At 66.5% G+C, this 19,852-nt stretch carries 22 protein-coding genes and 1 pseudogene; 19 read left to right on the top strand and 4 right to left on the bottom strand.

Going from position 1 to position 19,852, the window contains the following annotated elements:
* A pseudogene (locus AC1DY7_RS30840) lies at positions 1 to 681 on the bottom strand (DDE-type integrase/transposase/recombinase); the annotation flags it as partial.
* 252 nt (positions 682 to 933) lie between these two features.
* On the opposite strand from AC1DY7_RS30840, the gene AC1DY7_RS30835 reads away from it, so the two are divergent.
* Together AC1DY7_RS30835 and AC1DY7_RS30830 are read left to right on the top strand one after the other, a co-directional pair.
* The gene (locus tag AC1DY7_RS30835; protein ID WP_477497563.1) at positions 934 to 1,644 is read left to right on the top strand and encodes a VOC family protein; all 711 of its coding nucleotides are present in this window, start codon (positions 934 to 936) and stop codon (positions 1,642 to 1,644) included.
* Entirely contained in the window at positions 1,632 to 2,207 is a 576-nt protein-coding gene (locus AC1DY7_RS30830; RefSeq protein WP_477497562.1) for a PadR family transcriptional regulator, read from the top strand. Before AC1DY7_RS30835 ends, AC1DY7_RS30830 begins: the two co-directional genes overlap by 13 nt.
* Here AC1DY7_RS30830 and AC1DY7_RS30825 read toward each other — a convergent pair.
* On the bottom strand, positions 2,204 to 2,809 hold the full coding sequence (locus tag AC1DY7_RS30825) for a TetR/AcrR family transcriptional regulator (RefSeq protein WP_477497561.1): 606 nt from the start codon (positions 2,807 to 2,809) through the stop codon (positions 2,204 to 2,206). The two genes, AC1DY7_RS30830 and AC1DY7_RS30825, sit on opposite strands and share 4 nt — an antisense overlap.
* 134 nt (positions 2,810 to 2,943) lie before the next feature.
* On the opposite strand from AC1DY7_RS30825, the gene fadD1 reads away from it, so the two are divergent.
* The 16 genes from fadD1 to AC1DY7_RS30745 all read left to right on the top strand — a co-directional run bounded on the left by fadD1 (position 2,944) and on the right by AC1DY7_RS30745 (position 17,542).
* Positions 2,944 to 4,521, top strand: a complete 1,578-nt coding sequence (gene fadD1 / locus AC1DY7_RS30820; RefSeq protein WP_477497560.1) for a fatty-acid--CoA ligase FadD1 — start codon at positions 2,944 to 2,946, stop codon at positions 4,519 to 4,521.
* A 149-nt stretch (positions 4,522 to 4,670) separates the two neighbouring features.
* Positions 4,671 to 4,901: a 50S ribosomal protein L31 gene (rpmE, locus tag AC1DY7_RS30815; RefSeq protein ID WP_477497559.1), complete on the top strand. Its 231-nt coding sequence runs from the start codon at positions 4,671 to 4,673 to the stop codon at positions 4,899 to 4,901.
* 108 nt (positions 4,902 to 5,009) lie between these two features.
* Complete coding sequence (gene prfA, locus AC1DY7_RS30810; protein WP_477497564.1) at positions 5,010 to 6,065, top strand: peptide chain release factor 1; 1,056 nt, start codon at positions 5,010 to 5,012, stop codon at positions 6,063 to 6,065.
* Complete coding sequence (gene prmC / locus AC1DY7_RS30805; RefSeq protein WP_477497558.1) at positions 6,062 to 6,934, top strand: peptide chain release factor N(5)-glutamine methyltransferase; 873 nt, start codon at positions 6,062 to 6,064, stop codon at positions 6,932 to 6,934. The genes prfA and prmC overlap by 4 nt, the downstream gene beginning before the upstream one ends.
* A gap of 13 nt (positions 6,935 to 6,947) precedes the next feature.
* Positions 6,948 to 7,604: an L-threonylcarbamoyladenylate synthase gene (locus AC1DY7_RS30800; RefSeq protein WP_477497557.1), complete on the top strand. Its 657-nt coding sequence runs from the start codon at positions 6,948 to 6,950 to the stop codon at positions 7,602 to 7,604.
* Positions 7,605 to 7,656: 52 nt separating this feature from the next.
* Positions 7,657 to 8,829, top strand: coding sequence for a glycosyltransferase family 4 protein (locus tag AC1DY7_RS30795; RefSeq protein WP_477497556.1), 1,173 nt, complete (start codon positions 7,657 to 7,659; stop codon positions 8,827 to 8,829).
* 278 nt (positions 8,830 to 9,107) lie between these two features.
* On the top strand, positions 9,108 to 9,587 hold the full coding sequence (locus AC1DY7_RS30790; protein WP_477497555.1) for an ATP synthase subunit I: 480 nt from the start codon (positions 9,108 to 9,110) through the stop codon (positions 9,585 to 9,587).
* A gap of 10 nt (positions 9,588 to 9,597) precedes the next feature.
* Positions 9,598 to 10,404: a F0F1 ATP synthase subunit A gene (gene atpB, locus AC1DY7_RS30785; protein WP_477497554.1), complete on the top strand. Its 807-nt coding sequence runs from the start codon at positions 9,598 to 9,600 to the stop codon at positions 10,402 to 10,404.
* A gap of 63 nt (positions 10,405 to 10,467) precedes the next feature.
* The gene (locus tag AC1DY7_RS30780) at positions 10,468 to 10,725 is read left to right on the top strand and encodes a F0F1 ATP synthase subunit C (protein ID WP_170847486.1); all 258 of its coding nucleotides are present in this window, start codon (positions 10,468 to 10,470) and stop codon (positions 10,723 to 10,725) included.
* Positions 10,726 to 10,737: 12 nt separating this feature from the next.
* Positions 10,738 to 11,274 carry a F0F1 ATP synthase subunit B gene (locus AC1DY7_RS30775; protein WP_477497553.1) on the top strand — a complete coding sequence of 179 codons (537 nt, stop codon included), beginning with the start codon at positions 10,738 to 10,740 and terminating at the stop codon, positions 11,272 to 11,274.
* Complete coding sequence (locus AC1DY7_RS30770; protein WP_477497552.1) at positions 11,275 to 12,603, top strand: F0F1 ATP synthase subunit B/delta; 1,329 nt, start codon at positions 11,275 to 11,277, stop codon at positions 12,601 to 12,603. It abuts the gene before it with no gap.
* Positions 12,604 to 12,646: 43 nt separating this feature from the next.
* Positions 12,647 to 14,296, top strand: a complete 1,650-nt coding sequence (atpA, locus tag AC1DY7_RS30765) for a F0F1 ATP synthase subunit alpha (protein ID WP_477497551.1) — start codon at positions 12,647 to 12,649, stop codon at positions 14,294 to 14,296.
* Between the two features lie 7 nt (positions 14,297 to 14,303).
* The gene (locus AC1DY7_RS30760) at positions 14,304 to 15,227 is read left to right on the top strand and encodes a F0F1 ATP synthase subunit gamma (RefSeq protein ID WP_477497550.1); all 924 of its coding nucleotides are present in this window, start codon (positions 14,304 to 14,306) and stop codon (positions 15,225 to 15,227) included.
* A 40-nt stretch (positions 15,228 to 15,267) separates the two neighbouring features.
* Positions 15,268 to 16,698, top strand: coding sequence for a F0F1 ATP synthase subunit beta (atpD, locus tag AC1DY7_RS30755; RefSeq protein WP_477497549.1), 1,431 nt, complete (start codon positions 15,268 to 15,270; stop codon positions 16,696 to 16,698).
* 30 nt (positions 16,699 to 16,728) lie between these two features.
* Complete coding sequence (locus tag AC1DY7_RS30750; protein ID WP_477497548.1) at positions 16,729 to 17,094, top strand: F0F1 ATP synthase subunit epsilon; 366 nt, start codon at positions 16,729 to 16,731, stop codon at positions 17,092 to 17,094.
* A 13-nt stretch (positions 17,095 to 17,107) separates the two neighbouring features.
* Positions 17,108 to 17,542: a DUF2550 domain-containing protein gene (locus tag AC1DY7_RS30745; protein WP_477497547.1), complete on the top strand. Its 435-nt coding sequence runs from the start codon at positions 17,108 to 17,110 to the stop codon at positions 17,540 to 17,542.
* On the opposite strand, the gene AC1DY7_RS30740 is transcribed toward AC1DY7_RS30745, so the two are convergent.
* Positions 17,543 to 18,139: a cob(I)yrinic acid a,c-diamide adenosyltransferase gene (locus AC1DY7_RS30740; RefSeq protein WP_477497546.1), complete on the bottom strand. Its 597-nt coding sequence runs from the start codon at positions 18,137 to 18,139 to the stop codon at positions 17,543 to 17,545. It lies immediately after the preceding gene.
* Between the two features lie 83 nt (positions 18,140 to 18,222).
* On the opposite strand from AC1DY7_RS30740, the gene murA reads away from it, so the two are divergent.
* Positions 18,223 to 19,476, top strand: a complete 1,254-nt coding sequence (murA, locus tag AC1DY7_RS30735; RefSeq protein WP_477497545.1) for a UDP-N-acetylglucosamine 1-carboxyvinyltransferase — start codon at positions 18,223 to 18,225, stop codon at positions 19,474 to 19,476.
* A 194-nt stretch (positions 19,477 to 19,670) separates the two neighbouring features.
* Here murA and AC1DY7_RS30730 read toward each other — a convergent pair.
* The coding region (locus AC1DY7_RS30730; RefSeq protein ID WP_477497544.1) for a hypothetical protein at positions 19,671 to 19,852 on the bottom strand (182 nt) is incomplete at its 5' end.

Genomic DNA, 19,852 nt, shown 5'->3' with positions numbered 1-19,852 from the left:
GCCGTCGCCCAGGGTGCGGTGAAAGCGCTCGATCTTGCCGTTGGTCTGCGGCCGGTAGGGTCGCGTGCGTTTCGGGGTGATGCCCAGCTCGCAGCAGGCGTCGCGCCAGGCGTAGGACCGGTAAGCCGATCCGTTGTCAGACAACACTCGCTGCACCGTGACACCACGCTGGGCGAACCATGCCACCGCGCGTTGCAGGACGCCGATCGCGGTCGCCGCTTTTTCATCGGCGCAGATCTCGGCATACGCCACCCGAGAGTGATCGTCGATAACAGTGTGCACGAACGCAATTCCGATCCTGGGTCGATAGTGCTTTCCTCGTTCACCGGTGCGCCGGGCAGTTTCGCGGGCGTTGCGTTTGCTTTGTTGCTTGCTCAGGAACTTGTGTCCGCCACCGTCGGGGATATTGGCGTACTTGGTGACATCGACGTGAATCATTGAGCCGGCATAGGTGTGCTCGTAGCGGCGGATCGGTTCGCCGGTGACCCGATCTATATGGGACAGGCGGTTGATCCGGCACCGGGTCAGTACCGCGTGCACGGTCGAGGCCGGCATGCCGAGCTCGCCGCCGATCTGGACTGGCCCTAAGCGCTTACGCCACCGCACATTCACGATGCGCCGCATCAGCTGCGGGCTGGTCTTGGAGGGGCTTACGCGGGGTCGTGAGCTGCGATCGTCCATCCCGGCTATATCGGGGTCAAAGCCGCGTTAGCGTGGGACACGAAGGCCTCCTGGTTAGTGAAGCGGTTCCTAGACAGCTCCACTTCACAACCGGAGGCCTTCACCTGTCACACAGGCTCACCGACAACTAACCGGACAACGTCCCTGGACATCACAACTAGTCCCACACGTAGAAGGCCCCGTTCCGGTTGGAACGGGGCCTTTTGCGTTGAGCAGGCACACCACTAGTCAAATTTGAGTAGTGTGTGGGGGGTGACTGTGACCACTGTCCCGCTGCTGCCGTGCGTCGCCGCAGAGGAGACCGTGGAGTTCTACGAGACACTCGGATTCGAGGTCTCGGACACCCAGACCAAGCCGTATCTGTACCTCGCGTTCGCCTACCGCGGTGTCCAGCTCCACTTCAAAGAGGCCGCGCCGAGTCTGGACATCCACGATGAGCTGACCGGAGGCTGCCTGTTCTTCGTCGACGATGTCGCCACGCCGCACGCCGATTTCAGCGTCCGATTGCGCTGGCGCCACGGGCGAGTGCCGTTCCGCGGTCTGCCTCGCATCGAACGACTGCGTCCAGGGCAGAGCCGGTTTCAGATTCTAGATCCGTCCGGGAACTGCATCGTCTTCATCAACCGAGGGGAACAAGACGTCGAGTATGGCGGGTCCCCGTCGCTGTCAGGGTTGGCAAAGGCCCATGACAACGTCGCGATCTTCCGCGATTTCAAGAACGACGACGCGCTCGCGGCCCGCGCTATGGACACCGCGTTGCGTCGCTACCGGGCTACCGCCGACCGCGTCGAACTGGCCAGGGCGTTGGCAGACCGGATCGAGCTCGCCGTCGCCCTGGCAGACGCCGGTACCGCGACGGTGATCGAGTCCGAACTCGAGTCCATGTCGCTGACCGCCGCGGAGCGACAGGCCATCGCCGGGGAACTGTCGGCGATCACGATGCTTCGGCAATGGCTGGCGTAAAAGCACCCACGGTCCGGCTGCTGGTGCTGGGCATGGTGCGCACCCGTGGGGATATGCACGGATACGCGATACATCGAGAGTTGATGTCGTGGCGTGTCGATACGTGGACCGCGGTGAAGCCGCCATCGATCTATCACGCGGTCAAACAACTTGCGCGCGAAGAGCTATTGCGGGCGGCCCGGCCTACGGACAGTCCGCGTGGACCCAGTCGGGTGTCGTATGCGATCACCCCCGCCGGTGCCGACGAATTCGAGCGGCTGATGGAGAGTGCGTTGGTCAGTGCCGACATCGAGGAGCTCGGCGCGGGTATCGCGTTCATGCGGTGCCTGCCCCGCGCCAAAGTCGCCGAGCTGCTGCACACCCAGCTGCAGATGACACGGGACATCGGCACACAGCTGCACGACATGAAGTCACTGTGGCCTGATCCGGGGGAGCCGCCGCATGCCCAGGACCTGCTGGAACTTTGGCGGGGCTCGTTCGCCGCGCATGCCGCGTGGAGCGCAGACATGCTCCGGCGGATCTCGGCGGGGGAGTTTCGCTTCGCCGACGATCCGGGCGCCTAGATGGCCGGATCGGCGCGCAGCGCGGGCGTCAGATAGCGCCGGATATGGGTGAGCACCTGTGCCGGGTCGCCGGGGTCCAGCGTGTCGCCCGGCACGGTGGCCAACGAAATCACCACGCGGGCCACCCATTCCGAGGCTTCGGCGATGACGACATCGGGATGGATCTCGCCGCGGTCGCGCGCGGCGATCAGGTAGCGCGACCAGAAACTCGCCAGATCGGGCACCAGGCCCTGCACACCGGCACCCGCACAGGCGGCGAACTCGTCGGGTTCGTCCACCCGCAGCTTCATCAGCAGTGCGCCGGGGTCGTCGTAGGCGGTGCGGCCGTGCCGGATACCTGCCGCGATCTGCTGGTCCAGGCCTTCGACCTGCTCCAGGACGGCGTGCGCCTCCGACCAGTACGCCTCGTTGAGCCGCACGATGGCCGCGCCCAGCAGCGTCACCTTGTCCGGGAAATGCCGGTACAGCCAGCCGCGGGACACCCCGGCAGCCTCGGCCACCTCGGAGACCGTGGTAGCCCGGATACCCTTGGCCCGCAGGCAGGCTTCGGCGGCGTCGATCAGCCGATCACGAACGCTGCGGGGGGTGGTTGTGCTGGTCAACGGCGCCGGCTCCTGGTCATGCGGATGGGGTGGGGCAGCAATGATTGTGCCAATGACGGCGCAGCTATGGTGCACACCCTCCGCCATGGTAGACACTTTCTGAATACTGTTCACGGTCTTTGAGGGGGTCATCCGTGGCTGACACGCTCCAGCAGCTGCTGCGCGAACGCGCCGAACAAGACACCGTCGCGGTCAAACACGGCGACCGCACCTGGACCTGGCGTGCGCACGTCGCGGATGCCGCCCGCCAGGCAGCGGCACTCGTCGGCCTCGCGGATCCGGCGCGGCCGATGCATGTCGGCGCGCTGCTGGGCAATACCCCGGACATGCTGACCGCGCTCGCGGCGGCCGCCCTCGGTGGCTACGTGCTCTGCGGGGTCAACACCACCCGCCGCGGCGACGCGCTGGCCCGCGACATCGCCAAGGTCGACGCCCAGATCCTGATCACCGATGCGGAGCACAAACCGCTGCTCGACGGCGTCGACCTGCCCGGCGTCACGGTGCTCGACACCAGCACGGCCGACTGGACGCGCCTGCTGGCCGCGGCGCCCGCCCTCACGCCGCACAAAGAGGCCGTCGCCGACGACACCTTCATGATGATCTTCACCTCTGGCACCAGCGGTGAACCCAAGGCCGTCGAAGTACCGCACGCGACCGTGCTGTTCGCGGGCAGCGCACTGGTACAGCGCTACGAACTCGACGCTTCCGATACCTGTTACCTGGCCATGCCACTGTTCCACTCCAACGCCGTCTATGCAGGTTGGAGTGTGGCGCTCGGGGCCGGCGCGGCGATGGCGCCCGCGGCGTTCTCCGCGTCGGGCTTCCTGCCCGACATCCGCCGTTACGGCGCCACCTACATGAACTACGTCGGCAAGCCGCTGGCCTACATCCTGGCCACCGCCGAACAGCCCGACGACGCCGACAACACGTTGCGTGTCGCGTTCGGCAACGAGGCCGCCGACCGCGACATCGACGCCTTCGGCCGTCGCTTCGGCTGCACGGTCTGGGACGGGTTCGGTTCCACCGAGACCGCCGTCATCATCACCCGCTCCGAGGACTGCCCGGCGGGTTCGATCGGCAAGGGGTTCCCCGGCGTCGCGATCTATCACCAGGACACCGGCGAGGAATGCGCCATCGCGCGGTTCGACGCCACCGGAGCCCTGATCAACGCCGAGGAAGCGACCGGCGAACTGGTCAACACGTCGGGCAGTGGGCTGTTCCGCGGCTACTACAACGACAAGTCCGCCACCGACGAGCGGATGCGCGGCGGGGTGTACTGGTCCGGTGACCTGGCCTATCAGGATGCCGACGGCTGGATCTACCTGGCCGGCCGGACCGCGGACTGGATGCGGGTCGACGGCGAGAACCTGACCGCCGCGCCGATCGAGCGGATCCTGCTGCGACTGCCCGCGATCAACCGGGTCGCCGTCTACCCGGTGCCCGACGAATTGGTCGGCGACCAGGTGATGGCCGCCGTCGTGCTCAACGACGACGCCGGGCTGACCCCGGCGGAGTTCACCGACTTCCTCGCGGCCCAAGGTGACCTCTCGCCGAAGGCCTGGCCCCGCCACCTGTGGATCGCGGCGGACCTGCCCAGCACCGCCACGAACAAGATCCTCAAGCGGGAGCTCGTCGCGATGGGCGCCGAGCCGCGGGGCCGGGTGGTCTGGAAGCGCAACGGCACCGCGTACACACCGTCGTCGGGCAGCTGACGCAGGGAATATCGGCCGGTCTCCGGGCGTTTTCGCGGTTGGCGGTTGACCTGGCATAATGGACCGTCGACCCTCGGTTCCGGTTCACGTCCGTACGTCCTCAGGTCAGAGGCGGGCGACCCGGCGGCCAACTATTGAAGAGGAAAACCATGAAATCGGGTATTCATCCCACCTACGCCGAGACCTCCGTGGTCTGCGGCTGCGGCAACACCTTCACCACGCGCAGCACCAAGGACAGCGGCCACATCGTGGTCGAGGTCTGCTCGCAGTGCCACCCGTTCTACACGGGTAAGCAGAAGATCCTCGACAGCGGCGGCCGCGTGGCCCGCTTCGAGAAGCGGTACGGCAAGCGCACCAACAAGGCTGCTGCCGACAACTAGCTGTCTCATCGGCGCCCGTACCTGGCACACGTGTCAGGACCGGGCGCCGATTTGTATCCAAAGGAGGTCCAGGTGACGGATATCGCAGCGGCTGGCGGACCCGGCTCGGTGATAGCGGCACTGCTCACCGAGCACGCCGACCTGGAGACCCAACTCGCCGACCCCGCGTTGCACGCCGACGCCGGTGCTGCTCGCCGCGTCGGGCGGCGGTTCGCCCAGGTGTCGCCCATCGTCTCCACCTACCGCAAGCTGGAATCCGCCCGCGGTGATCTCGAGGCCGCCAGGGAATTGGCCGACGAGGACGAGGCATTCGCCGCCGAGGTGCCCGAGTTGGAGGCCCGCGTCGGCGAACTCGACGCCCGGCTCACCGACCTGCTCGCCCCCCGCGATCCGCACGACTCCGACGATGTGGTGCTCGAAGTGAAGTCCGGCGAAGGCGGCGAGGAATCGGCGCTGTTCGCATCCGACCTCGCGCGGATGTACATCCGCTACGCCGAGCGGCACGGGTGGACGGTCACGGTGCTCGACGAGACCTGGTCGGATCTCGGCGGCTACAAGGACGCCACCATGACCATCGCCGCCAAGGGCGACTCCGCCGACGGGGTGTGGTCGCGGATGAAATTCGAGGGCGGCGTGCACCGCGTGCAGCGCGTCCCGGTCACCGAATCGCAGGGCCGCGTGCACACGTCGGCCGCGGGTGTCCTCGTCTACCCCGAGCCCGATGATGTCGAGGCCGTGAAGATCGACGAGTCCGATCTGCGCATCGACGTCTACCGGTCCTCCGGCAAGGGCGGCCAGGGCGTCAACACCACCGACTCCGCGGTCCGCATCACCCATCTGCCCACCGGCATCGTCGTCACCTGCCAGAACGAGCGCTCGCAGCTGCAGAACAAGGCGCGCGCCATGGTGGTGCTCGCCGCGCGGTTGCAGGCCCTCGCCGAGGAGCAGGCTTCTGCGGACGCATCGGCCGACCGCGCCAGTCAGATCCGCACCGTCGATCGCAGCGAGCGGATCCGGACCTACAACTTCCCGGAGAACCGGATCGCCGACCACCGGATCAACTTCAAGGCGCACAACCTCGATCAGGTGCTCGACGGCGATATGGACGCCCTGCTGGACGCCCTGGCCGCCGCGGACAAGCAGGCCCGGCTGCAACAGGCATGACTTTCCAGCGAGAAGCCGGAGGCGGATCGCGCAATGTCGACATCCGGCAGGCCATCGCCGATGCGACCGCGCGATTGTCGGCGGCCGGCATCCACTCCGCCCGGGTGGACGCCGAACTGCTGGCCGCCCACGCCGCGGGTGTCGACCGTGGCCTGTTGGCGGTGGCCGAGCCCGACGCGGAGTTCGCCGGGCGCTACGGCGCGCTGGTGGGCCGGCGGGCGCAGCGAATCCCGTTGCAGCACATCACGGAAACCGCGGCCTTCGGGCCCCTCACCCTGCACGTCGGGCCGGGGGTGTTCATCCCGCGCCCGGAGACCGAGGCGCTGCTCGAGTGGGCGCAGCATCAACCGCTGGCCGCCGACGCGGTGATCATCGACCTGTGCACGGGGACGGGCGCGCTGGCGCTGGCGCTGGCAGAGCAGCTACCTGCCGCCAGGGTCATCGCGGTGGAGGACTCCGCCGAGGCGCTGCGCTACGCCGAACGCAACTGCCGTGATTCGGCTGTGCAGTTACTGCGCGCCGACGTCACGGCCCCCGCCCTGCTGACCGAACTCGACGGCACCGTCGACCTCATCGTCAGCAACCCGCCCTACATTCCGCTCGGCGCCGAGCTGGATCCCGAAGTGGCAGAACATGATCCGGCCCACGCGCTGTTCGGTGGCGTCGACGGTATGTCGGTGATCGGGCCGATCGTCACCGCCGCGGCCCGGCTGCTGCGCCCCGGCGGACGCATCGGGGTAGAGCATGACGACACCACCTCCGCCGCGACGGCCGACCTGTTCGACCGCGCGGGTGCATTCACCGACGTCACCGCCCGCCGCGATCTCACCGGGCGGCCCCGCTTCGTGACGGCTACCAGGATCGGGTGAGAGGCTGACGAGTATGTCTGAGCTGTTTGACTGCGCCGACCCCGGTCAGCGTGCGACCGGGCTGGCCTCGGCGATAAGCGCCGCCAAGGGTGGCCGGCTGGTCGTCCTGCCCACCGACACCGTGTACGGCATCGGTGCCGACGCCTTCGACGGCGATGCCGTGACGGCGCTGCTGGCGGCCAAGGGTCGCGGCCGGGACATGCCGGTCGGCGTCCTCGTCGGCTCTTGGCACACCATCGACGGCCTGGTGTATGCGGTGCCGCCGTCGGCGCGCGAACTCATCCAGGCGTTCTGGCCAGGGGCGCTGAGCCTGGTGGTGCGTCATGCCCCGTCGCTGCAGTGGGACCTGGGCAATTCGGCAGGCACCGTGATGCTGCGGATGCCGCTGCACCCGGTGGCCATCGAACTGTTGCGTGAGGTCGGTCCGATGGCGGTGTCCAGCGCCAACATCTCGGGCAGCCCCGCCGCGACGACGGCACCGGACGCCCGCACCCAGCTCGGCGAGCGGGTCGAGGTCTACCTCGACGCGGGCCCGTCGCCCCAGGGCGCGGCGTCGACGATCGTCGATCTCACCGGCGACGGGCCGCGGGTGCTGCGCGAGGGGCCCGTCAGCGTGGCCGACGTCGCGAAGGTGCTCGGCGTCGAGCCCGAAACGCTGCGCGTCTCCTGACTCGCGACGCTGCCGGCTTCGTGGCTCAGAAACGTCGCGTACGGTTCCTCAGGTGCTGAGCGAAGCGGAGGGGATACTCGCGCTTTCGGACCGTGGCGCAGGCGTCCCGCTGCGCGAGCTCGTCCTCGTCGGGCTGACCGCCGCGATCATCACCTACTTCGCCACCGGGTGGGCCCGGGTCATCGCGACCCGCGTCGGAGCGGTCGCCTACCCGCGGGAGCGGGATGTGCACGTGCAGCCGACGCCCCGGATGGGTGGGCTCGCGATGTACATCGGAGTGGCCGCGGCCATTCTGCTGGCGTCCCAACTACCGGCCCTCAACCGAGGCTTCGTCTACTCGACCGGCATGCCCGCCGTCGTCGTCGCGGGCGGACTGATCATGGTCGTCGGTTTGATCGACGACCGCTGGGGCCTGGACGCGCTGACCAAATTCGCCGGTCAGATCACCGCCGCCAGCGTGCTGGTGACGATGGGCGTCGCGTGGAGCGTGCTCTACATCCCGATCGGCGGGGTGGGCACCCTGGTCCTGGACCAGGTCACCTCGATCCTGCTGACCTTGGCGCTGACGGTGTCGATCGTCAACGCGATGAACTTCGTCGACGGCCTCGACGGTCTGGCGGCCGGCCTGGGGCTGATCACCGCGCTGGCCATCTTCCTCTTCTCGGTGGGGTTGCTGCGCGACCACGGTGGCGACGTGTTGTTCTATCCGCCGGCGATGATCTCGGTGGTGCTGGCCGGTGCGTGTCTGGGGTTCCTGCCGCACAACTTCCACCGCGCCAAGATCTTCATGGGTGACTCGGGCTCGATGCTGATCGGCCTGATGCTGGCCGCCGCGTCGACGACGGCCGCGGGCCCGATCTCACAGAACGCCTACGGCGCCCGCGACGTGTTCGCACTGCTGTCACCGTTCCTGCTGGTGGTGGCGGTCATGTTCGTCCCGGCGCTGGACATGCTGCTGGCCATCATCCGGCGCACCCGCAAGGGCCTGAGCCCGTTCAGCCCCGACAAGATGCATCTGCACCACCGGCTGCTGCAGATCGGGCACTCGCACCGGCGCGTGGTTCTGCTCATCTACTTGTGGGTCGGCATCGTCGCGCTCGGTGCGGCCAGCACCATCTTCTTCGACCCGCGCTACACCGGCGCGGTGATGCTGGCGGCCATCGTGGTCGCCGTCATCGTCACCCTGATTCCGCTGTTGCGGCGCAGGGAACAGTCCGTCGACTGACCCGTCGGAGGGCTTGTACGACAAAAAGTAGTAGGCCAGTTTTTGGGCCTCCTACCTTGTGGTACGGTTCTGCGCATAACCCGAAAAACCTCACGGGTTGCCGGCCCGGCCCATCGATCGAAAGACCGATCGGCGCCGATATACGACCGACAAAGGGAGCTACCCCTTGGGTGATTCCAGCGCGCATGATGCCCTCCGATACGCTCGGCGGGCACGTACAGGAATTTTGCAGGACCGATGAGTAACGCCCTCGAAGACGCGGGATTGAGGTGAGCCAGGTGACGACGCCAGCGCAGGACGCGCCGTTGGTGTTCCCGTCCGTGGCATTCCGCCCGTTGCGACTCCTCATCATCTGCGCCGTACTCACGGCGCTCGCCATTCTTGCCGCCGGCTACACCGGCCACATCTTCTTCGGCGTCTTCTTCGGCGTCGGTCTCGGGCTGGGATTGCTCAACGCGTTGCTGGTGCGTCGCGCCGTCGAGGCGATCACGGCACAGGACCACCCACTGAAGAAGAAAATGGCCATAAACTCCGCGACGCGACTGTTGGTCATCACCGCGGTGGCGCTGGCCGTCGCGATCGGCTTCAAAGCACACGGCGGGATCGCGGTCCTGTTCGGCTTGGCGATCTTCCAGGCACTGCTGGTGTTGTCCACCAGCCTTCCGGTGCTGAAGAAGATCCGCAAAGACGGACTAGACGTCGCGGACACCACCGCGGGACCCGCAGGCACTACCTCCGGCACGGAATCGAAGGATTGAGCTGACACAGATGAATGAGATCGTTCTCGCCGCTGAGGGCGCCGAGGAAGGCGGCGGCGCCGCCATCCACGTCGGACACCACACCATGGTGTTCGAGTTGTTCGGTATGACGTTCAACGGTGACACCATCCTCGCGACCGCCATCACGGCTGTGATCATCATCGGGCTGGCCTTCGTCTTAAAGTCCAAGGTCACCTCGACCGGCGTTCCCGGTGGGGTGCAGCTGTTCTGGGAGGCGCTGACCATCCAGATGCGCCAGCAGATCGAAGGCTCGATCGGCATGAAGATCGCGCCGTTCGTGCTGCCGCTGTCGGTGACGCTGTTCGCGTTCATCCTGGTCTCGAACTGGCTTGCCGTGCTCCCGCTGCAGTACGGCGGGGCCGACGGTGCCGCGGCCGAGTGGTACAAGCCGCCGGCCTCAGACATCAACTTCGTGCTGGCGCTCGCGCTGTTCGTGTTCCTCTGCTACCACGCCGCCGGCTTCTGGCGCCGCGGCCTGATCGGCCACCCGATCAAGGTGGTCAAGGGCCACGTCAGCATCCTCGCGCCGATCAACATCGTCGAGGAGATCGCCAAGCCGATCTCGCTGGCACTGCGACTCTTCGGCAACATCTTCGCCGGCGGAATCCTGGTGTCGCTCATCGCGATGTTCCCCTGGTACATCCAGTGGGCGCCCAACGCCATCTGGAAGACCTTCGACCTCTTCGTCGGCCTGATCCAGGCCTTCATCTTCGCGCTGCTGACGATCCTGTACTTCAGCCAGTCGATGGAGCTGGACCACGACAGCGACGACTCCAAAGAGAACGCACACCACTAACCAACCCGTACGACCAGAGAAGTCCTGGTGGCAACGCCACCAGCTATCAAGGAGGAAATAGGAATGGATGCAAACGCCCTCATCACGGCGGGTGCGCTGATCGGCGGCGGGCTGATCATGGGTGGCGGCGCGATCGGCGCCGGTATCGGTGACGGTATCGCCGGTAACGCCCTGATCTCCGGCATCGCCCGGCAGCCCGAGGCCCAGGGCCGGCTGTTCACCCCGTTCTTCATCACCGTCGGTCTGGTGGAAGCCGCGTACTTCATCAACCTGGCATTCATGGCGCTGTTCGTCTTCGCCACGCCGGCTTACACGGGCTAGTAATCCGTAAGCATGGGTGAACTCTTTTCGACCGTCCTGGCGGACGGCACCAACATCCTGGCCTCGAGCCAGGCAGCGGAAGAAGGCGGCGGGGGGCAGAGCAACTTCCTGCTCCCCAACGGCACCTTCTTCGCCGTGCTGATCATCTTCCTGATCACGCTCGGCGTGATCTGGAAGTGGGTTGTGCCGCCGGTCAGCAAGGTCCTCGCCGAGCGTGAGGCCATGCTCAGCAAGACCGCTGCGGACAACCGCAAGTCTGCCGAGCAGGTCGCGGCCGCGCAGGCCGACTACGACGAGGCGATGGCCGGCGCACGCACCGAGGCTTCCGCGATCCGCGACGAGGCCCGCAATGCCGGCCGCCAGGTCGTGGATGCCAAGCGGGCCGAGGCCAGCGGCGAAGTGGCCGAAACGGTACGCCAAGCCAATGAGGAGCTGTCCCAACAGGGTTCAGCCACTCAGGGCGAACTCGCCTCGTCGGTCGACGGACTGTCGGCCACGCTGGCCAGCCGGATCCTCGGCGTCGACGTGAATTCGGGACGGAACAAGTAGATGTCGATTTTCATCGGACAGCTGATCGGCTTCGCCGTGATCGCGTACATCCTGTGGCGCTATGTGGTGCCACCGGTGAAGGCGCTCATGACCAAGCAGCAGGACGCCGTTCGCGCCGCCCTGGCAGAAAGCGCGGAGGCAGCCCAGAAGCTCGCCGATGCCGATGCCATGCATGCCAAGTCACTGGCCGAAGCCGCCTCGGAGTCCTCGAAGGTCACCGAAGAGGCCCGGCAGGACTCGGTGCGGATCACCGCCTCGCTCAGCGAGCAGGCCGGTGTCGATGCCGAGCGCATCAAGGCCCAGGGCGCACAGCAGGTGCAGCTGGCACGTCAGCAGCTGGTCCGGCAATTGCGTCAGGGGCTGGGCGACGAGGCCGTGACGAAGGCAAGTGAACTGGTTCGCGCCCATGTGGCCGATCCGGCCGCGCAGGCCGCCACGGTCGACCGCTTCCTGGCCGACCTCGCCGAGATGGCGCCGTCCACCGTGGTGCTCGACACCGCGGCGAGCTCTAGCCTGCGGGCCGCCAGCCGCGATGCGCTGGCGACCCTGACCGGTGAGTTCGACAGTGTCGCAGCCGGTCTGGACGCCGACGGGCTGACAGCGCTGGCCGCCGACCTGGCGTCGGTTGCCCGGCTGCTGATCACCGAGCACGCCCTCAACAAGCACCTCGCCGAGCCGACCGACGCCCCCGAGGCAAAGGTCGCACTGGTCGAGCGCCTGCTGAGCGGCAAGATCGGTGCGCCGGCATTCGGACTCGTGACCACCGCCGCCTCGCAGCGGTGGTCGGCCGATGCCGATCTGGTCGACGCCATCGAGCACACCGCCCGGTTGGCACTGCTGCAGCGTGCGCAGGTCGCCGGCGAGGTCGATGACGTGGAGGACCAGCTGTTCCGGTTCGGCCGCGTCCTCGACAACGAGCCGCAACTGACCTCCTTGCTCAGCGACTACACGACACCGGCCGACGGCCGGGTCGCGTTGCTGGACAAGGTCTTCGCCGGTGCCAACGGCACCGCGACGGCGCTGCTGGCTCAGACCGTCGGACTGCTGCGCGGCGAACGTGCCGACGAAGCCGTCATCGATCTGGCCGAGCTCGCAGTGGCCCGCCGGGGAGAGGTTGTCGCGCACGTGACCGCCGCCGCCGACCTGACCGCAGCGCAGAATTCTCAGCTGACCGAAGTGCTGACCCGCATCTACGGCCACCCGGTCGCAGTCCAGCTACATGTCGATCCGAGCCTGCTCGGCGGTCTCACGATCGCTGTCGGCGACGAGGTGATCGACGGCTCCATCTCGTCACGACTGGCCGCCGCGCAAACCGGCTTGCCGGACTGACCCCGAACCGACCCAGAAAACCAAGGTAGGAAGACGAAAAACCATGGCAGAGTTGACAATCTCAGCTGCTGATATCGAAGGTGCCATCGAGGGTTACGTATCCTCGTTTTCCGCCGACACCGAGCGTGAAGAAATCGGCACCGTCGTCGACGCCGGTGACGGCATCGCCCATGTCGAGGGCCTTCCCTCGGTCATGACCCAGGAGCTGCTCGAATTCCCGGGCGGCGTCCTCGGTGTGGCGCTGAACCTCGACGAGCACAGCGTCGGCGCCGTGATCCTGGGTGAGTTCGAGAAGATCGAACAGGGCCAGCAGGTCAAGCGCACCGGTGAGGTGCTCTCGGTGCCCGTCGGCGATGCATTCCTCGGTCGCGTGGTCAACCCGCTGGGTGAGCCGATCGACGGCCAGGGCGACATCAACTCCGACACTCGCCGCGCTCTCGAGCTGCAGGCCCCCTCGGTGGTCGAGCGCCAGGGCGTCGGCGAGCCGCTGCAGACCGGTATCAAGGCCATCGACGCGATGACCCCGATCGGCCGTGGACAGCGCCAGCTCATCATCGGCGACCGCAAGACCGGTAAGACCGCGGTCTGCGTCGACACCATCCTCAACCAGCGTGGGGCCTGGGAGACCGGCGACCCCAAGCAGCAGGTGCGCTGCGTCTACGTCGCCATCGGCCAGAAGGGCACCACCATCGCCAGCGTCAAGCGGGCGCTGGAAGAGGGTGGCGCGATGGAGTACACCACCATCGTCGCGGCCCCGGCATCGGATCCTGCCGGCTTCAAATGGCTTGCGCCCTACACCGGCTCGGCCATCGGCCAGCACTGGATGTACGACGGCAAGCACGTTCTGATCGTCTTCGACGACCTCTCCAAGCAGGCCGACGCCTACCGCGCCATCTCCCTGCTGCTGCGCCGCCCGCCGGGCCGTGAGGCATTCCCCGGCGACGTGTTCTACCTGCACTCCCGTCTGCTGGAGCGTTGCGCCAAGCTCTCCGATGCGCTCGGTGGTGGTTCGATGACGGGTCTGCCGATCATCGAGACCAAGGCCAACGACATTTCGGCGTTCATCCCGACCAACGTCATCTCGATCACCGACGGTCAGTGCTTCCTGGAGTCCGACCTGTTCAACCAGGGTGTGCGCCCGGCCGTCAACGTCGGTGTGTCGGTGTCCCGCGTCGGTGGTGCCGCCCAGATCAAGGCCATGAAAGAGGTTGCGGGCTCGCTCCGCTTGGACCTGTCGCAGTACCGCGAGCTGGAGGCCTTCGCGGCCTTCGCCTCGGATCTGGATGCGGCCTCCAAGGCTCAGCTGGATCGCGGTGTGCGTCTGGTCGAGCTGCTCAAGCAGGCGCAGTACAGCCCGCTGGCGGTCGAGGACCAGGTCGTCTCGATCTTCCTCGGTACCCAGGGGCACCTGGATTCGGTTCCGGCAGAAGACGTCACGCGCTTCGTCGACGAGCTGCTGGAGCACGTGAAGGCCAGCCACTCGGACATCCTCACCGGCATCAAGGAGAGCAAGAAGCTCTCCGAAGAGGCCGAGGAGAAGCTGGTGACCGTCATCAACGACTTCAAGAAGGGCTTCTCGGCCACCGATGGCAGCTCCGTGGTGGTGAAGGAAGCCGGTGCCGAGGCACTGGATCCCGAGGACCTGGAGAAGGAATCGGTCAAGGTCCGCAAGCCTGCTCCCAAGAAGGCCTAGGTAACCAATGGCAGCCACACTTCGCGAGCTACGCGGGCGCATCAAATCCGCTTCGTCGATCAAGAAGATCACGAAGGCCCAGGAGCTGATCGCCACGTCGCGGATCGCCAAGGCGCAGGCCCGGGTCGACGCGGCCCGGCCCTACGCCACCGAGATCACGAACATGCTCACCGAGCTTGCCGGTGCCAGCGCGCTGGATCACCCGCTGCTCGTCGAGCGGGAGAACCCCAAGCGGGCCGGCGTGCTGGTGGTGTCCTCGGACCGCGGCCTGTGCGGTGGCTACAACGCCAACGTGCTGCGCCGCGCCGAGGAGCTGTTCGCGCTCCTGCGCGACGAGGGCAAGAAGCCGGTGCTCTACGTCGTCGGCCGGAAAGCCCTGGGCTACTACAGCTTCCGGCAGCGTTCGGTGGCCGAGTCGTGGACCGGGTTCTCCGAGCGGCCCACCTACGAGCACGCCAAGGAGATCGCCGACACCCTGGTCGAGGCGTTCCAGTCGGGTGCCGACGACGAGGGTGACGACGCGGGTGCCGACGGCATCCTGGGTGTCGACGAACTGCACATCGTCTCGACCGAGTTCCGGTCCATGCTGTCGCAGACCGCGGTGGCGCTCCGGGTCGCACCGATGGTCGTCGAGTACGTGGGGGAGCCGGAAACCGGTCCCCACACCCTGTATTCGTTCGAGCCGAATGCCGAGTCGCTGTTCGACGCACTGCTGCCGCGCTACATCGCCACCCGCGTGTACGCGGCGCTGCTGGAGGCCGCGGCCTCGGAGTCGGCGTCTCGCCGGCGCGCCATGAAGTCGGCGACCGACAACGCCGACGATCTGATCAAGGCGCTCACCCTGGCGGCCAACCGCGAGCGCCAGGCGCAGATCACCCAGGAAATCAGCGAGATCGTCGGTGGCGCCAACGCGCTGGCCGACGCGCGCTAGCCGACCAACTACAGAAGCCCCTCCAGGAAGCGAAGAGGAAATGACTGCTACCGCAGAGAAGACAACGACGGGCCGCGTCGTCCGCATCACCGGTCCGGTGGTGGACATCGAGTTCCCGCGCGGTTCCGTGCCCCAGCTGTTCAACGCGCTGCACGCTGACATCGCCTACGAAGCACTCGCCAAGACCCTGACGCTCGAGGTCGCCCAGCACCTCGGCGACAACCTGGTGCGTTGCATCTCCATGCAGCCCACCGACGGTCTGGTGCGCGGCACCGAGGTGTCCGACACCGGTGCCTCGATCTCCGTGCCCGTCGGCGACGGCGTCAAGGGCCACGTGTTCAACGCCCTCGGCGACTGCCTCGACGAGCCCGGCTACGGCAAGGACTTCGACCACTGGTCGATCCACCGCAAGCCGCCGGCCTTCGCCGACCTGGAGCCCCGCACCGAGATGCTGGAGACCGGCCTCAAGGTCGTCGACCTGCTCACCCCGTACGTGCGTGGCGGCAAGATCGCCCTGTTCGGTGGTGCCGGCGTCGGCAAGACCGTGCTGATCCAGGAGATGATCAACCGCATCGCCCGTAACTTCGGTGGCACCTCGGTGTTCGCCGGCGTGGGGGAGCGCACCCGTGAGGGCAACGACCTCTGGGTCGAGCTCGCGGACGCCAACGTGCTCAAGGACACCGCCTTGGTGTTCGGCCAGATGGATGAGCCGCCGGGCACGCGTATGCGCGTCGCCCTGTCCGCACTGACCATGGCGGAGTTCTTCCGCGATGAGCAGGGCCAGGACGTGCTGCTGTTCATCGACAACATCTTCCGGTTCACCCAGGCCGGTTCCGAGGTGTCGACCCTGCTCGGTCGTATGCCGTCGGCCGTGGGTTACCAGCCGACGCTGGCCGACGAGATGGGTGAGCTGCAGGAGCGCATCACCTCGACCCGTGGTCGCTCGATCACCTCGATGCAGGCCGTGTACGTGCCCGCCGACGACTACACCGACCCGGCGCCGGCGACCACGTTCGCCCACCTCGATGCCACCACCGAGCTCTCCCGCGCGGTGTTCTCCAAGGGCATCTTCCCCGCGGTGGATCCGCTGGCCTCGTCCTCGACGATCCTGCACCCCAGCGTCGTCGGCGACGAGCACTACCGTGTCGCCCAGGAAGTCATCCGGATCCTGCAGCGCTACAAGGATCTCCAGGACATCATCGCCATCCTCGGTATCGACGAGCTGTCGGAAGAGGACAAGGTCCTGGTGTACCGCGCACGTAAGATCGAGCGCTTCCTGAGCCAGAACATGATGGCGGCCGAGCAGTTCACCGGCCAGCCGGGTTCGACCGTGCCGCTCAAGGAGACCATCGAGGCCTTCGACAAGCTGGCCAAGGGCGAGTTCGATCACCTGCCCGAGCAGGCGTTCTTCCTCATCGGTGGGCTCGACGACCTGGCGAAGAAGGCCGAAAGCCTCGGCGCCAAGCTGTGATGCAGTTTCTAGCGCGAAAGGTGGTGTGCCATGGCTGAATTGGACGTTGAGATCGTCGCAGTCGAGCGCGCGCTGTGGTCGGGTAAGGCGAGTTTCGTCTTCACCCGGACCACCGCAGGTGAGATCGGCATCCTGCCGCGGCACATCCCGCTGGTGGCACAGCTGGTCGACGACGCGATGGTGCGCGTCGAGCGTGAGGGCGACGACGATCTGCGCATCGCGATCGACGGTGGTTTCCTGTCGGTCACCGAGACCGGCGTGAGCATCCTGGTCGAGAACGCCCAGTTCGAATCGGAAGTGGACGCCGACGCTGCCAAGCGCGACTCCGAGTCCGACGACGCCGGCACGGCGGCGTGGGGGCGCGCACGCCTGCGCGCTGTCGGACAGCTCGACTAGAGATTTACGGCCGATGAGCGCGCTCATGTTGATCATGGTCGCGCTCATCGGCGTTTTGATGCCGGCGGTCGCCGCTCTGGTGTACCGGTTGTGGAAGCTGCGACAGGTCGGTGGCACCGCCGCCATCCTGCGCGACTTTCCCGCTGTCGGTGGGCACGGTTGGCGGCACGGCGTCATGCGTTATCGCGGCGGCGAAGCCGGTTTCTACCGGTTGTCGAGCATCCGCTGGTGGCCCGATCGACGACTCAGTCGATCGGCCCTGGAAGTGGTCGGTCGCCGTGCGCCTCGCGGGGACGAATTCGACATCATGACCAGAGAGATCGTCATCCTGGAACTGCGCGACTCCGGTCACGGCTACGAAGTCGCGCTCGACCGGGGCGCGCTCACCGCGTTCACCTCGTGGGTGGAGTCGCGCCCGTCCCGTCGCACGCAGCGGCGTACCGGCTGACTAGTCAGCGCTCTCGTCGGATTTCTTCCGACCGCCGCCGGGCTGCCACAGCACATCGCCGTCCGGATTGGCCACCCGGGACAGGATGAACAGCAGATCCGAGAGCCGGTTGAGGTATTTCGCCGGCAGCACGTTCACCGAATCCCCGTGTTGTTCAACCGCCGCCCACGCGGAACGCTCCGCCCGGCGGGCGACCGTACGGGCAACATGCAGCAGTGCCGAGAGTGCGGTGCCGCCGGGCAGGATGAACGAGTTCAGGGGTGCCAGGCCATCGTTGAACTGGTCGCACCACCCTTCCAGCCGGTCGATGTACTCCTGTGGGACGCGCAGCGGCGGGTACTCCGGGTTCTCCGCGACCGGGGTGGACAGATCGGCGCCGGCATCGAACAGATCGTTCTGGATCTGCCGCAGTACGGCCGCGATCCCGGGGTTCGGATCACCCAAGGCGACGGCCACCCCGATGGCCGCATTCGCCTCGTCGCAGTCGGCGTAGGCCTGCAATCGAGCGTCGTTCTTGGAGACGCGACTGAAATCACTCAGCCCGGTGCTCCCGTCGTCGCCGGTGCGGGTATAGATGCGGGTCAGGTGCACAGCCATGGTTGAACCGTACCGGTCACAAGGGCGTCGCAACCTGGCCATGCGTTCTGAATCTGGCCGCTGATCTGCTTACACTGGCCCGCGTGAGCGAGCGTTTCGTAGTGACCGGTGGTGCCCGGTTAGCGGGCGAAGTCGCCGTCGGGGGAGCCAAGAACAGCGTCCTGAAATTGATGGCCGCGTCGTTGCTGGCCGAGGGCATGAGCACCATCACCAACTGTCCGGACATCTTGGATGTGCCGTTGATGGCGGAGGTGCTGCGAGGCCTGGGGGCCACCGTCGAACTCGACGGTTCCACCGTCCGGATCACCTCTCCGGATGAACCCAAATACGACGCCGACTTCGCCGCGGTCAGACAGTTCCGTGCGTCCGTCTGTGTGCTGGGTCCGCTGGTGGGTCGTGGTAGACGCGCCAAGGTCGCCTTGCCCGGCGGTGACGCGATCGGGTCGCGGCCGCTGGACATGCACCAGGCCGGCCTGCGCCAACTCGGCGCCCGCTGCAATATCGAGCACGGCTGTGTGGTGGCCGAAGCCGACCATCTGCGTGGTGCCGAGATCCAGCTCGAGTTCCCATCGGTGGGTGCGACCGAGAACATCCTGATGGCGGCGGTGTTGGCCGAAGGCGTCACGACGATCCACAACGCCGCGCGGGAACCCGATGTGGTCGACCTGTGCGACATGCTCAACCAGATGGGGGCGCAGGTCCAAGGCGCCGGCTCATCGACCCTGACGATCACCGGCGTGGATCGGATGTATCCCACCGAACATCGCGTCATCGGTGATCGCATCGTCGCGGCCACCTGGGGGATCGCCGCCGCGATGACGCGAGGCGACATCTCGGTGACGGGCGTGGACCCTGCTCACCTGCAGCTTGTGTTGCACAAGCTGCATGACGCGGGGGCCACCGTCACCCAGCACGATGACGGCTTCCGGGTGGTGCAGTACGAACGGCCGAAGGCGGTCAACGTCGCGACGCTGCCGTTCCCCGGCTTTCCGACGGACCTGCAACCGATGGCGATCGGATTGGCGTGCATCGCCGACGGCACGTCGATGATCACCGAGAACGTGTTCGAGGCGAGGTTCCGGTTCGTCGAGGAGATGATCCGACTCGGCGCCGATGCGCGCACCGATGGGCATCATGCGGTGGTGCGTGGCCTGCCGCTGTTGTCGAGCGCCCCGGTGTGGGCGTCCGACATCCGCGCCGGCGCCGGCCTGGTGCTCGCGGGGCTCGTCGCCGACGGCGACACCGAGGTGCACGACGTCTACCACATCGATCGGGGCTACCCGTTGTTCGTGGAAAACCTGAGCAGTTTGGGCGCTGAGATCGAGCGCGTAAGCTGATCTGAGACGCCCGTACCGATCCCGCAGGCCCCTGACCAGCGGATTTGACTTCGGAACGGCCGTAGCCTTAATCTTTTGAAGTCGCCGCGGAGACGCGAGACAAAATAGCTTGACTCCCCAGACGAGATAGTTTAAGCTGGTGGGGTTGCCCTTAATCCGGGCACAAAAGCAAAGCAAGTCTGTTGTTTGAGAACTCAATAGTGTGTTTGGTGGTTTTTGTTTGTTGTTTTTTTGGCCACTCGTTTGGGGGGATTCCCGTCTTCCTGAGTTGATGGGTGGCTTTTTTTGATGCCAGTTTGTTGGTGTCTTTTGATTTGGATATCAGGTTTTTCTGATTCGAATTCACCTGGGCTTTGGTCTGGGTTGTTTTTGTTTG

The organism is Mycobacterium sp. P2_H7 (assembly GCF_056403275.1).
Note: the sequence above shows the minus strand (reverse complement) of the source record. Positions and strands in the feature narration are given on the sequence as shown.

Coding starts and splice junctions, on each gene's coding strand:
- AC1DY7_RS30760 (WP_477497550.1), top strand. CDS start 14,304: ATGGCAGCCACACTTCGCGAGCTACGCGGGCGCATCAAATCCGCTTCG.
- atpA (WP_477497551.1), top strand. CDS start 12,647: ATGGCAGAGTTGACAATCTCAGCTGCTGATATCGAAGGTGCCATCGAG.
- rpmE (WP_477497559.1), top strand. CDS start 4,671: ATGAAATCGGGTATTCATCCCACCTACGCCGAGACCTCCGTGGTCTGC.
- atpD (WP_477497549.1), top strand. CDS start 15,268: ATGACTGCTACCGCAGAGAAGACAACGACGGGCCGCGTCGTCCGCATC.
- atpB (WP_477497554.1), top strand. CDS start 9,598: ATGAATGAGATCGTTCTCGCCGCTGAGGGCGCCGAGGAAGGCGGCGGC.
- AC1DY7_RS30830 (WP_477497562.1), top strand. CDS start 1,632: ATGGCTGGCGTAAAAGCACCCACGGTCCGGCTGCTGGTGCTGGGCATG.
- AC1DY7_RS30780 (WP_170847486.1), top strand. CDS start 10,468: ATGGATGCAAACGCCCTCATCACGGCGGGTGCGCTGATCGGCGGCGGG.
- AC1DY7_RS30800 (WP_477497557.1), top strand. CDS start 6,948: ATGTCTGAGCTGTTTGACTGCGCCGACCCCGGTCAGCGTGCGACCGGG.
- AC1DY7_RS30750 (WP_477497548.1), top strand. CDS start 16,729: ATGGCTGAATTGGACGTTGAGATCGTCGCAGTCGAGCGCGCGCTGTGG.
- AC1DY7_RS30775 (WP_477497553.1), top strand. CDS start 10,738: ATGGGTGAACTCTTTTCGACCGTCCTGGCGGACGGCACCAACATCCTG.
- AC1DY7_RS30770 (WP_477497552.1), top strand. CDS start 11,275: ATGTCGATTTTCATCGGACAGCTGATCGGCTTCGCCGTGATCGCGTAC.
- AC1DY7_RS30745 (WP_477497547.1), top strand. CDS start 17,108: ATGAGCGCGCTCATGTTGATCATGGTCGCGCTCATCGGCGTTTTGATG.
- AC1DY7_RS30740 (WP_477497546.1), bottom strand. CDS start 18,139: ATGGCTGTGCACCTGACCCGCATCTATACCCGCACCGGCGACGACGGG.
- prmC (WP_477497558.1), top strand. CDS start 6,062: ATGACTTTCCAGCGAGAAGCCGGAGGCGGATCGCGCAATGTCGACATC.